This is a genomic window from Planctomycetota bacterium (assembly GCA_021414025.1).
GTDB lineage: Bacteria > Planctomycetota > Phycisphaerae > Phycisphaerales > SM1A02 > SYAC01.
On record JAIOPG010000002.1, the window covers coordinates 314,335 to 327,143 of the forward strand.

Genomic DNA, 12,809 nt, shown 5'->3' on the forward strand with positions numbered 1-12,809 from the left:
AATCGCATTTTTGCGGCAAGTCGCGGTGCCATCGTCACGATGAATCCATGGGTGCCGCCGGGCACGCCCTGACGCATTCAAACCGAGGTGCCTGATGAAGACTTTGACGCACAATCAGCGATGTTTGGGACACGCCCTGGATTCGCTCGCAATGCTGGGAGCTGTCCTGGGACTCTCGGGCCAACTCCTCGCTGCCGAGGACGCAAGCCAGAAGGAGGCCGTGGTCGAGGCGACCGGCGAGCTCGGACAATTGGTGGTCAAAGCTCATGGCGGCAAACTGACCCCCGGTCAATTGCGCGCCCAGCGACTTCTGGTCCAGCGCAGAATGAACCAGCATCTCGCCGACGCACCGGCTCTGAACCATCCCAAGGAGGTCGCCGAGGTGGACCAGGCGCGCACCGACCTCAATCAGCAAGTCATGCGCAGCCAGGAGTTCGAATTTTTCGGGCCCGAGGATTGCCCCCAGTGGGGCTGGTATCCAAGCCGTCACATCAAGAGCGAGGGCTCGGCGGTGAAGGTCGATCCGGCCGGCAACGCCGTGCGCATGAGCGCGACGCCCGAGGGTTGATCTTTCGTCCATGCAGGCCGCGACGCCGCCCGATCCGCGGATCGGCGCCGCATTTCGCCTGCGCTGCCTATGGAATGCAACGGAGCCGGAACGAGCCAATTTGGTTATACTTCCACGCCTTGCGCCAGTAGCTCAGCTGGCTAGAGCACGCCCCTGATAAGGGCGAGGTCGATGGTTCGAGTCCATTCTGGCGCATTGGCGGCGGCCGCCCCGAGATCCGGGACGGTCGTTGTCTTTTTCGGCCGCCGCGAGTCGTGCCCGCCAACGCCCTTGGGACCAAAGCCTTTTCGATCACGGGGAACCCGGTATGCTTCTCGGCCCCGCAGCCGCGGCACTACAAAGGAACCAACCATGCGACGAGCAAAAATCACGATCATTGGTGCTGGAAATGTCGGAGCCACTTGCGCCCACTGGGCCGCCGCCAAGGAGCTCGGCGACATCGTGCTGCTGGACATTCCGGAGAAGGAGGGCGTCGCCAAGGGCAAGGCCCTGGACCTGATGCAGTGCGCCCCGATCGAGGAGTTCGACAGCAAGGTGACCGGCTCGAGCGACTACAAGGACATCGCCGGCAGCGACGTGGTGGTGATCACCGCCGGCCTGCCGCGCAAGCCCGGCATGAGTCGCGACGATTTGATCACCACCAATGTGAAGATCGTCCGCAGCGTCTCCGAACAGGTCGCCAAGAACGCGCCCGACGCGGTCGTCATCGTCGTCAGCAATCCGCTGGACGCCATGGTCTACACCGCATGGAAGACCACCGGATTCCCAACCAACCGAATCATCGGGCAGGCCGGGTGCCTGGACGTGGCCCGCTTCCGCGCCTTCCTGGCGATGGAGCTTGGCTGCAGCATCGAGGACATTCAGGCGCTGCTGCTGGGCGGCCACGGCGACGACATGGTTCCGCTGCCGCGCTTCACCAGCGTGCACGGCATTCCGATCAACATGCTGCTCTCCGACGAAGTGGTGAACAAGTGCATGCAGCGGGCCAAGGTCGGCGGCGGCGAGATCGTGCAGTTGATGGGCACCAGCGCCTACTACGCGCCGGCCTCCGGGACCATCCAGATGGTGGAAGCCATCGTGAAGGACAAGAAGCGGATTCTGCCCTGCGCCGCCTACTGCGAAGAGGAGTACGGCGTGGCCAAGGGACAAAAGGGCAAGGGCTACTTCGTCGGCGTGCCCTGCGTGCTCGGCACCAAGGGTGTGGAGAAGATCGTTCAAGTGGACCTGGTCGGCGACGAGCGCAAACTGATGGATGAGAGCATCTCCCATGTGAAGGACCTGGTCGGCACGGTCCGCAAGATTTTCCCGGACTTGGCATAAAAAGCCTCGCGGATTCGATGGCAGGCGGTTGAAGCGCATGGCGGCGTGCCCCGGCGCGGCGCCGCAATTCCGTCGCCGATTTCCAAGGAAATCTCCACGGAATTGCCGATAGAGCGGGTCATGTCCCCGCTGCGGCCGCTCTTTCGATTCGATCCCGGATGGCTCTTCACCATCGCCGGCCTGGCCATCATGGTGGTCAGCGCCTTGCTGCCGGCACAGCATGACGTGGCGGTCCTGAAGGAGCAGCTGGCCCGGCTTGAGCAGGAGGAGAAGGTCAATCTCAAGCGGATCGACTCCTACAAGCAGTTCCTGGCCGAGCTGAAGTCGAAGAATCCCTCTCTGCTGACCCGGCTGGCCGCGAGCCAGTTGAACCTGATGCCCGAAGGCGAGGCCCCGGTGCTGATGGCGACCAGCATGGAGCACACCGTCAGTGATTGGATCGAAGCCACGGTTCCACCGGAGGCGTTCGAACCCAACTTGATTCCCGACACGCTGCTCACGCGCCTGGCCTCCGGGCAGCGCCGCTTGTGGCTGATGGGCGGCGGGGCGTTGATCGTCTTCATCGGACTGACCACGGGCATTCCCCTCACGCCGTCGAACAAGTTCGTGGCGACGCCGATGGAGCAGCAATGGCTCGAGCTGGCCGAATCGCGATCGGGGGCCGCAGCCGATCCGAGGGCGGCGCTTGGCTTGTCGCCGGATTCGATCGAACCGCCGGGGGCCGAGTTTGCGGGCGACTGGAACGGAGATGCGCTCGCGCTGGCGGATGCGGATTTGCCGACTGAATCGATGATCGATGCCTCCGTCGAGGAACCGATCGAGCAATGGAGCTGGGCGACTGAGGAGGAGCCCTACTTCGTGGTGTCCAGCGGCGAAAGCGGAGATTCTGTTTCCGGCGCGCAGGCGATCGACTCCTCCGGCGGCGGCGACGAATTCTGGCCGCGATCCGCCGACTGAGCGTTTCGGGGAAAATCGGCACTATTTTCCAATCAGCCTTGCGTGATCGGTAGCGTGGCGGGATGCCCCGCGAACCCAAGGACATTCCCCCGGACCACTGGAAGCTCGCGTTGACCCGGGGGATTGGTCCCAATGAAGGCCGCCTTCTGCTCGAGGCCTTTGCCGGCGCCAGTGGAGTGCTTGCGGCTTCGGTGAAGGAATTGTCCGAGGTGCTGGGTCGCGACGCGGAGGAAGTCCGTCGCAGCATGGACTCAATCGATGTGCAGCGCGAATTTGAGGAGATGGAGCGAGAATCGGTGTGCGGCATCCTGCCCGGAGATCTGGATTGGCCCGAGCTGCTGCGGACCGCGACTCCCGAGCCGCTGGCGCTTTGGGTGCGAGGCACCTTCCAGGAGGCGGACCGTTTTTCCGTGGCCGTCGTCGGCAGCCGCATCTGCAGCGCCTATGGAATGGAGCAGGCCGACCGGTTCGCCGGCTGGCTCGCGGAGCAGGGGTTCACGATCGTCTCAGGCGGCGCCCGCGGAATCGACGCCGCGGCGCATCGGGCGGCGCTGCGGCGACAGGGCCGGACAGTGGTCGTGCTCGCGGGGGGCGTCGGCCGCGCTTATCCGCCGGAGCACGCCTCCCTCTTCGACGCCGTGGTGGCCGCAGGCGGCGCGCTCTGCAGCGAATTTCCCACCTACCACCCCAGCGAAGCGGGGCTCTTTCCCCGGCGCAATCGCATCATCAGCGCGCTGAGTCTGGGCACGCTGCTGATCGAGGCCCGAGTGAATTCCGGCGCGCTGATCACGGGGCGGCTGGCGGCGGAGAGCCATGGACGCGAGGTGATGGCAGTTCCGGGTCGCGTCGATTCGCCCTCAAGCGAAGGATGCCACCGCGCCATTCGAGAGGGGTGGGCGGCCCTGGTCACCAGCGTCGCCGATGTTTCGCAGCAATTGCGCTCAAGCTCGATGCTGGTCGCGGGCGTGCTTTCGGAGCGGGCGGCCGCGATGGGCGATGGCCTCTTTGCCTCGCGGCCCGCGGCCGGAGTCCTCAAGCTCACCCCCGCAATGGAAAAAGTTTTGGAAGCGGCGAAGTCGATGCGCTCACTCGACTACGACCAGCTTTCGCAGTCGACCAACCTGGGGGTTGCGGAAGTGATGGCCGCGGTCACTCGCCTGGAGCTTGGAGGCATTCGTCTGCGGAATTGATCCGGTCAATTCCAGCCCAGCACCGCGAAGATGACGCTGAAGACCAGATCCGCCAGGACCACCGCGACCACGGTCTGCACCACGGTGGCGGTGGTGGCCTTGCCCACGCCGGCGGCGCCGCCGGTGACGCGAAGCCCGTTCTGGCAGGCGATCAGGCCCAGGATGAGTCCGAAGACCGCGGCCTTGAGCAGGCCGGTGGTGAAATCCGAAAGCTTGAGCTGGTCGATCGTGTTCTGTTTGTAGAGTTCGTAGGGAATGTCCAGGAAAAACACTCCGGCCACGCAGCCCATGATGACGCTGGTGAGGTCGGAGAGCACCGCCAGCAGGATCAGGCTGATGGTGGTGGCAACCACGCGCGGCACGACCAGGAAGCGGATGGGGTCCAGCGCCATCGCCTCCAGCGCCTCGATTTCCTCGCCGACGACCATGGTTCCCAGTTCCGCGGCGATGCTGGCCCCGGCGAACCCGGTGAGCACGATGGCGGCGATCAGCGGTCCGAGTTCGCGGAAGACCGCGACCGCGATGAGATTGGCGACTTTGTCGGTCTGGCCGAAATCCCGCAGGCTGGGCGAGGTCTGCACCGCGAGGATGAGGCCGATGCAGCCGGAGACAAGCGTGACGATGCCGATGCTGCGCACGCCCACGCGGTTCATCTGAGAGACCGCGGCGGGGAATCCAAAGCGGATCTGTCGCAGGAGCAGGGAGCGCTTGAGCCAGCGCAGGATCTGCGACGCCAGCAGGGTGAGCCCGCCGACCGCCTCGAAAATGGTCAGGAGCGTGGCGATCCAGCGGTCCAGAAGCTGCACGGCGGCGGTCGAAATCCGTGCCACGGGCTACGCCTGCAAAGCTTGTTCGCGATTCTCGACCACAGTGAACACCGTGGTCAGGCGGGCGATTTCAAGAATGCTCCGCACCCTCGGGGAGAGGTTGCAGATGATGAACTTGATCTGGTTCTTGCGGGTGGTCTGCAGGGCCTCGATCAGCGTGGCCAGTCCGCTGGAGTCCATGTAGGGGACGTCGGAGAGGTCCACGACCAGGCGGCCGGGCTTGCTCTTGAGCGATTCGGTCAATTTGGCCCGCAGCGCCGGCGACCGGGCCATGTCCACGTCCCCCTTGGGGCGCAGCGCGAACCCGTCCGGCAGAGTCTCGATCTCGACGACGAGGATGGTTGCCCCTGACATGCGATGGATGCTAGTCGAACTCCTGCCGACCTGCTAGCCCGCGGCCCGCTCGCCGTGCCCGGATTGGCTCCGACAAGTGGACGCGCCGGATTTCGCCGCCGCCTGATCGAGGTACTTTTCAGTCACCAGGCGCATGCCGCCGCCGGGGCGCTGGGAAAATTGGACCACGTCCATGAGCGAGTGGATGAGATGCACGCCGAGCCCGCCGGGACGAACGTCCTCGAGCTTGCGGCCCTTGAGTTGCGAGGGATCGACCTGGGGGGCGAGGTCGTCGATCTGAATGCGCAGGCCCTTGGGACTCTTGAGTTCCCAGGCGGAAATCCAGATGCGGCTGTCCGGATCGTTCTTGTATCCGTGCCGGATGATGTTGGTGAGCGCCTCGTCGATGGCCAGCGCGATGTGCCCGCACGCGGGCTCGTCCAGGCCGGCGCGGGAAGCGAGCTCGCAGAGCATCGCGCGGACCGGCGCCATCAATTCCGGGCGGCTCAAAATACAGGTTTGAAGGTGCGGTTCATCCATGAGCGAACGACTGGGCGGGGTTTGGAGGAGACACATTACCCCCATATTTTCGGTTAGGAAGCCGCCGGGGGTGAGAAATTTTTACTTTTACACCATTCAACCCACTTTTCAATCGCATCGGCTCTTTTACTCGGACTATCGCTCCAGAGGTATCCCAGCGTGGTGCCGGTCAACTTCTGCAGCGACTGCTGGGCCGCCCAGCGCACCAGCGGATCCTCGCTCTGCAGCGCGGGCACGATCTGCGGAACCTTGGATTCGTCGCCGCTGGCGCCGGCCTGCAGCACCGCGTTCATGCGCACGTCCGGGTCGGGGCTCTGCAGCGGGGGGCCGGAATCGACCGAGCTGCAGGAGGCCAGGAGCAGAAGGCTGGCCGCCGCGAAGAGAGGGCCGAAGTGACGATTCATATCGAGAGTTGTACCATGAGCCGCTCAACGGAATCCTCCATGAGTTCTGAAAAGACGCTGCAAGACAAAGACACCATTCTGGTCCTGGATTTCGGAAGCCAGTACGCGCAGTTGATCGCGCGGCGCGTCCGCGAGGCGGGGGCCTTCAGCCTGCTGGTCGCCCCGAACGAACCGCTGGAGAAACTGAGGGCGCACCATCCCAAGGGGATCATCCTCAGCGGCGGACCCTCCAGCGTGACCGAGGCCGGCGCCCCGCGCTGCGACGCGAAGTTGTTCGAGCTGGGCGTGCCCGTGCTGGGCATTTGCTACGGCATGCAGCTGGGCTGCCAGTTGCTCGGCAGCAAGGTGGGCAGCGCTCCGGCGCGCGAATTCGGCCGGACCAAGCTGCACGTCAAGAATTCCAACGGGTTGCTGCATGGCATTTCCTCGCCGGCGACGGTGTGGATGAGCCACGGCGACCAGGTCACCGGGTTGACCGAGGAATTCGAAGTCCTGGCCAGCACGCCCACCTGCCCTGCGGCGGCGGTGAAGCACCGCAAACACAATTTCTGGGGTGTGCAATTCCATCCCGAGGTGACCCACACGCCCTGCGGCGTCGACCTGCTGCGGAACTTCCTGCAGAACGCCTGCGGCTGCACCGGCAGTTGGGCGATGGCCGACTTCCTCGAGGAGGAGGTGTCGCGGGTGCGTCGTCAGGTCGGCAAGGACCGCGTCATCTGCGGGCTCTCCGGCGGCGTGGACAGCGCCGTGGCCGCGGCCCTGATCGCCCGCGCCGTGCCGGGTCAGATGACCTGCATCTTCGTGGACAACGGGCTGCTGCGCAAGAACGAGCGCGACCTGGTCGAGAGCGCCTTCCGCCACCACTTCGACGTGGAGTTGAAGGTGGTCGACGCGCGCAAGGAATTCCTGGGCGATCTGGCCGGCATCGAGGATCCGCAGGAGAAGCGACGGCGCATCGGCCACCGCTTCATCGAGGTCTTCCAGCGCGCCGCCAAGGAAGTGCGCGGCGGGGTAAAGTTCCTCGCCCAGGGCACGCTCTATCCCGATCGGATCGAGAGCGGCCAGAGCCACGCGGGCACCGCCGCCAACATCAAGATGCACCACAACGTCGGCGGACTGCCGGAGGACCTGGGTTTCGAGCTGGTCGAGCCGCTCAAGGACCTCTTCAAGGACGAAGTGCGCAGCCTGGGCGAGGTGATCGGTCTGCCCTCGGCGCTGGTCTGGCGCCATCCCTTCCCTGGGCCCGGGCTGGCCGTGCGGATCATCGGCGATGTCACCGAGGAGCGGCTGGCGCTGCTGCGCGAGTGCGACTTCATTTTGCTGGAGGAGATTCACGCCGCCAACCTCTACCGCACCACCAGCCAGGTCTTCGCGGTGCTGCTGCCGGTGCGCAGCGTTGGCGTGATGGGCGACGGCCGCACCTACGACTCGGTGGTCGGCCTCCGCGCCGTGGAGTCGAGCGACTTCATGACTGCGGACTTCTGCCGGCTTCCCTGGGACGTGCTGGCCCGCGTCTCCAGCCGGATCGTGAACGAGGTGCGCGGCGTCAATCGCGTGGTCTACGACATCAGCACCAAACCTCCCGCCACGATCGAATGGGAGTAGCCCATGTACGACGTGATCGGCGATGTCCACGGGCATGCGGAGGAGCTTGAGGCGCTGCTTGATCACCTGGGCTATGAAAGAAAATCCGGCGTCTACCGTCACTCCGATCGCGTGGCCGTGTTTCTCGGGGATTGGATCGACCGCGGGCCGGGCATCCGCCGGACGCTGGAGATCGTGCGCTCCATGGTGGAGGCCGGCACCGCGAAGGCCGTCATCGGCAACCATGAATTGAACGCGCTGGCCTGGGCGACGCCGCGCACGCCGCAGCAAACGCAGGACGATTCACAGAACTGGTGCCGCGCCCACACCGAGAAGAACCGGCGGATCCACAGCCAGACGCTGGCGCAGATTCCGCCGGCGGAGTTCGTCGAATGGCTGAACTGGTTCCGCACGCTTCCGTGGTGGCTGGATCTGGGCGAGTTGCGCTGCGTCCACGCTTGCTGGGACGCGCGGGGAATGCGGGTGCTTCGCGAGGCCTTCGGAAATGACTGGACCACGACCGACGAGGTGATCCGCGCCGTGCATGCGCGCGGCTCGCCACAGGAGACCGCCATGGAATGCATCCTCAAGGGTCCGGAGGTCGACCTTCCCGCCGGGGTCACCCTTGCGGATCCCGAGGGTTTCGCCCGCAAAGTCATGCGGACGCGCTGGTTCGGAGAGGGCGGGGCCAGGACCTACGCCGATCTCGCTTTCCCGCTGCGCAGCGGAGTTCCGGTCGATCCGTTGCCGCAGGAAATCATCCGTGACGCCTTCCATTACGGCGCCAAGGAGCCGCCGGTCATCGTTGGCCACTACTGGATTCCGGGCACGGCCCCGGCCCAGCCGCTGGCGCCAAACGTGGCGTGCGTGGATTATTCCGTGGCGCGCGGCGGGCGGCTGATGGCCTATCGATGGAAGGGCGAGCCGATCCTGAAGGCGGAGCATTTTGTGTCGGTTCCCATGCGGCCAGACGGTCGCGGCGGGAATCCGGTCGCGGGGAATTCAGTCGGTAGCATCTATAGGCGCATGACTCCCGCCACCGTCGCCACCAAGACCCAGGAGCCGGCGCCCGGCGGCGTTCTGCCCGCGCTGGCGCAGCATCCGGCCGTGCGCGGCGCGATCGACCAGATCGTGAATCAACTGAAGTTGTCGTCGCAGGATCTGACCGGCGCCAAGCCCGCCACCCAGGCGGGGCGCGAGACGCTCAACGGCTGGCTGGAGCGGGCCAAACTGGTGCGGGCCCGCGGCGGCTACTACCCCTACATCGGCAGCGGCCGCGGGCGCGGCGCGCTGGTGGAGCTGCTCGATGGCAGCGTGAAGTGGGACATGATCAACGGCATCGGAGTGAACATGTTCGGCCACTCCGATCCCGGGGTGACCCGCGCCTGTCTGGAAGCCGCAATGGCCGACGTGGTGCTTGAGGGAAACCTGCAATTCAACGCCGATAGCGTGGCGTTCGCGGAATTCCTGACCAAGGAAGCGGGGCGAGCCAGCGCCCTGCAGTATTGTTTCGTCACCAACTCCGGCTGCATGGCCAACGAGGCGGCACTGAAGATCTGCCAGCAGAAGCGCCAGGGCGCGCCGCGGGTCATCGCATTCAACGACTGTTTCATGGGTCGCAGCGTGGCGATGAGCCAGATCGGCGACGAGCCCGCCTACCGGCAGGGGCTGGCGCAAAACATTCTCGTGGACTACATCCCGTTCTACGATCCCGACCTCGGTGCGACCAGCACCGAGGCGTCGCTGGCGAAACTGGAGGAGTGCCTTCGCCGCTATCCGGGTCAGCACTCCTGCTTCGTCTTTGAATTGATCCAGGGCGAGGGCGGATTCAACGTCGCGCCGCGCGAGTTCTTCACCACGCTGATGAAGGCCTGCAAGGCGGCGGGCGTGCCGGTGTGGGATGACGAGGTGCAAACCTTCGGGCGCACGCAAAGCATGTTTGCCTTTGAAGCCCTGGGATTGGGCGAGCTCATCGACGTGGCCACCATCGGCAAGATCAGCCAGGCCTGCGCCTGCCTCTACACCTCCGACATGAATCCCAAACCGGGGCTTCTCAGCGGAACCTTCAGCGCCAGCGCCACATCGTTCCATGCGGGGCTTTCCATGTTGACGCGCCTTCGGGATGGCGGCTTCTACGGACCGGAGGGTCGGATCGCCAAGCTGCACGCCGCGTTCCGGGCCAAGGCCGATGATCTGGTGAAGCGCCGCGGCGAGTTCTTTCCGCCGGTGAAGAAATCGCATGGCCTCGAGAGCCGCAGCCATGTCGGCGGCGCGGGCGGCATGATGCGCTTGACGCCCTTCGGCGGGGACAAGGAGAAGATCACCAAGCTGCTGCAGAATCTCTTCGAGGATGGCGTGATCGCCTTCCTCTGCGGCCACGGGCCCTTCCATCTGCGTTTTCTTCCGCCGATCGGCGTGATGGAGCCCGCGGAGTTCGGTCCCGTCTTCGAGATCCTGGAAAAGTCGCTGGAGCGGACCACGTAGATGTTCGTCATTCGCCAGGCGACCCTCGAGGATCTTCCGACGCTGCTCAAGCTGGCGAAGATGGTCCATTTCCTGAACCTGCCGGCAGACCGCGACATCATCGCGACCAAGATCAGCCGCAGCCGCCTGAGCTTCGCGGACCGGCAGACGGACACGCGCCACCGGCAGTTCATGTTCGTGCTGGAGGACGCCGAAACCGGCAACGTGATCGGCACCAGCGCCGTGATCGCCTGCATCAGCTGGAAGGGCTGGCCGCATGTCTTCCTTGAGGTCCGCAAGCGGCACTTCTACTCCAACGACCTGCAGCAGGGGCAGAGCCATGTCACGCTCGAGTTCGGCACCGACGAGAGCGGCCCGAGCGAGGTCGGCGGACTGATCCTCGCCCCGGGCTACCGCGGGCACGCCGAGAAGCTTGGCTCGCTGCTCTCGCTGATCCGCTTCCACTTCATCGGTCTGCACAAGAAGTGGTTCGCACCGCGCATCCTCGCCGAGATGATGGGGCCGGTGACGCCGGACAGCCGCACGCTGCTCTGGGAGTACCTCGGCCGGCGCTTCATCAACCTCTCCTACCAGGAGGCGGATCTTTTCTGCCAGCACTCCAAGGAGTTCATGACCAACCTCTGGCCGCGCGGCGAGATCTTCGCCAGCATTCTGCCGCCCGACGCGCGGGCGCTGATCGGCAAGGTGGGCGAGGAGACGCTGGCGGCCAAAGCGATGCTCGACCGCCAGGGTTTTCAGGTCACCACGCATGTGGATCCCTTCGACGGCGGGCCCTACCTGGAGGCCGACCGCGACTCCATTCCCATGGTGCGGCAGACCAAGGAGCTCAAGTTGACCGCCCTGTCCAAGCGCGAGGCGGGAGTGCTGGCCTTCGTCAGCCACAGCAGCAAGGAGCATGGCTTCCGCGCGGTGCGCACGCTCTGCCAGATCCGCAATGGCGGGGTGGAGATTTCAAGGGAAGCCGCCGAGGCAATCCATGCGCGCGAAGGCGCGAAGGTGGGCGTCTCGCTGCACGCCGAGCGATCGCCCAAGGCAGGCGTGGCGAAGAAGTCCTCCGCCAGGACAACAACCGTGAAGCGCCGCAAGACATCGCGGGCCAAGTGACATGACCCTCTCGAGCGAATGGATCCTGCGCAACCCGTCGGATTTCATCGACGGCCAGTGGCGGGCGATTCCGGGCGACTCGATTCAAAGCCGAAATCCCGCCGATCCCGATGCGACGGCCTGGTCGGGCGCGGCGAAACCGGAGCACGTTGACGCCGCGGTCAGCGCGGCGCGTTCGGCCTTTCCAAGCTGGAGACGGAAGCCGCTTGCGGAGCGGGCCCAGCAACTGCGGGCCTTCTCGACCGCGGTGAAAGCCAACGCCGAGGCGCTGGCGCGGACCATCACGCTGGAGATGGGCAAGACCCTTGCCGAGAGCCGCGCCGAGGTCAAGCTGCTTTCGGACAAGATCGACATCACGCTGCAGCCCGCGACGATCTCGCGGGTCGCCGACTTCGAGGTCGACGCAGGCGGCGGCCGCAGAGGGTTCTGCCGCTTTCAGCCTTTCGGCGCGGTCGCCATCCTTGGCCCATTCAATTTTCCTGCGCACCTTCCCAATGGCCACTGGGTTCCCTCGCTGCTGATGGGCAACACCATCATCTTCAAGCCGAGCGAGAAGACTCCGGCGACCGGGCAGTGGATCGCCGCGCTCGCCAAGGAGGCGGGCTTTCCCAACGGCGTCTTCAATGTCCTCCAGGGCGGCGTGGAGACCGCGAAGCAACTGACGCGGCACGAAGGAGTCGACGGCATCATGTTGACCGGATCCTGGCCCGCCGGCCGCAGCGTGCTCGAGGCGAACCTGGACCGGCCGGGGCGGATCGTGGCCCTTGAGATGGGCGGCAGCAATCCCGCCATCATCTGGGAGGACGCCGACCTGCGCACCGCGGTGATCGAGTGCGTGCGCAGCGGATACGCCACGACCGGCCAGCGCTGCACGTGCACTCGTCGCATGATCGTGCACCGCTCCTGCGCCGACCGCTTCGTGACCGCCTTCACCAAGGTCGCCAGCACGATGGTCATCGCGCCGGGCGACGCGCCGGAGCCCAATTTCATGGGGCCTCTGGTGGATCAGCGCGCGGCGGAGGCTTTCCTAAGCCGGCAATCGGACCTCCGCGCCCGCGGCGGGCGCGTCCTGCTGGAAGGCGTCCGCATGGAGCGCAAGGGATTCTTCGTCACGCCAAGCCTGATCGAGGTTCCGCGCTTCGAGCGCGCCACGGACGCGGAGACCTTCGCGCCGCTGGTGCAGGTGAGCGTGGTCGATGAATTCGAGGACGCCATTGCCCAGGCCAACGCGACGGAGTTCGGGCTGGCGGCGGCGATCTTCACCAAAAAGGAATCCCTCTGGCGCGAAGGTCTGCAGGGGATCAAGGCGGGCTGCGTGAACTGGAACTCGGGCACGGCCGGGGCCAGCAGCAAGCTGCCCTTCGGCGGCACGGGCCGCAGCGGCAACCTTCGTCCCGCGGGCCTCTTCGCCGTGGACAGCGCGGCCTATCCGGTGGCCTCGCTGGAGGGCGGCGCCGATGTCGCCGTGCCCAGCGGCCTGCACTGCGATGTGACGTAG

The 12,809-nt window shown here is 65.6% G+C and carries 12 protein-coding genes and 1 tRNA gene; 9 read left to right on the forward strand and 4 right to left on the reverse strand.

Features of this window, described 5'->3' with window-relative positions:
- Window positions 1-94 precede the first annotated feature (94 nt).
- The 5 genes from K8R92_02035 (at window position 95) to dprA (ending at window position 4,035) form a co-directional block, all read left to right on the forward strand.
- Complete coding sequence (locus tag K8R92_02035; GenBank protein MCE9618670.1) at window positions 95-568, forward strand: hypothetical protein; 474 nt, start codon at window positions 95-97, stop codon at window positions 566-568.
- A 121-nt stretch (window positions 569-689) separates the two neighbouring features.
- Window positions 690-763, forward strand: a tRNA-Ile gene (locus K8R92_02040).
- A gap of 156 nt (window positions 764-919) precedes the next feature.
- Entirely contained in the window at window positions 920-1,888 is a 969-nt protein-coding gene (gene mdh / locus K8R92_02045; protein ID MCE9618671.1) for a malate dehydrogenase, read from the forward strand.
- A 120-nt stretch (window positions 1,889-2,008) separates the two neighbouring features.
- Entirely contained in the window at window positions 2,009-2,845 is an 837-nt protein-coding gene (locus K8R92_02050; protein MCE9618672.1) for a septum formation initiator family protein, read from the forward strand.
- 62 nt (window positions 2,846-2,907) lie between these two features.
- A complete protein-coding gene (gene dprA, locus K8R92_02055; GenBank protein MCE9618673.1) occupies window positions 2,908-4,035 on the forward strand; it encodes a DNA-processing protein DprA in 1,128 nt (375 codons plus the stop codon).
- A 5-nt stretch (window positions 4,036-4,040) separates the two neighbouring features.
- Here dprA and K8R92_02060 read toward each other — a convergent pair whose 3' ends face one another.
- From K8R92_02060 to K8R92_02075, 4 genes are all read right to left on the reverse strand, one after another.
- Entirely contained in the window at window positions 4,041-4,865 is an 825-nt protein-coding gene (locus K8R92_02060; GenBank protein ID MCE9618674.1) for an ABC transporter permease, read from the reverse strand.
- Window positions 4,866-4,868: 3 nt separating this feature from the next.
- Window positions 4,869-5,216, reverse strand: coding sequence for an STAS domain-containing protein (locus K8R92_02065; GenBank protein ID MCE9618675.1), 348 nt, complete (start codon window positions 5,214-5,216; stop codon window positions 4,869-4,871).
- A 33-nt stretch (window positions 5,217-5,249) separates the two neighbouring features.
- Complete coding sequence (locus K8R92_02070; GenBank protein ID MCE9618676.1) at window positions 5,250-5,687, reverse strand: ATP-binding protein; 438 nt, start codon at window positions 5,685-5,687, stop codon at window positions 5,250-5,252.
- A 101-nt stretch (window positions 5,688-5,788) separates the two neighbouring features.
- Window positions 5,789-6,139, reverse strand: a complete 351-nt coding sequence (locus K8R92_02075; GenBank protein ID MCE9618677.1) for a HEAT repeat domain-containing protein — start codon at window positions 6,137-6,139, stop codon at window positions 5,789-5,791.
- 39 nt (window positions 6,140-6,178) lie between these two features.
- Between K8R92_02075 and guaA the strand changes: the two genes are divergently transcribed.
- The 4 genes from guaA to K8R92_02095 are packed head-to-tail and all read left to right on the forward strand — an operon-like array spanning window position 6,179 to window position 12,809.
- On the forward strand, window positions 6,179-7,744 hold the full coding sequence (gene guaA, locus K8R92_02080; GenBank protein ID MCE9618678.1) for a glutamine-hydrolyzing GMP synthase: 1,566 nt from the start codon (window positions 6,179-6,181) through the stop codon (window positions 7,742-7,744).
- Between the two features lie 3 nt (window positions 7,745-7,747).
- Window positions 7,748-10,207 (forward strand): aminotransferase class III-fold pyridoxal phosphate-dependent enzyme, encoded by a 2,460-nt coding sequence (locus K8R92_02085; GenBank protein MCE9618679.1) that lies wholly within the window; start codon window positions 7,748-7,750, stop codon window positions 10,205-10,207.
- Window positions 10,208-11,311: an arginine N-succinyltransferase gene (locus K8R92_02090; GenBank protein MCE9618680.1), complete on the forward strand. Its 1,104-nt coding sequence runs from the start codon at window positions 10,208-10,210 to the stop codon at window positions 11,309-11,311.
- Between the two features lies 1 nt (window position 11,312).
- Entirely contained in the window at window positions 11,313-12,809 is a 1,497-nt protein-coding gene (locus K8R92_02095; GenBank protein MCE9618681.1) for an aldehyde dehydrogenase family protein, read from the forward strand.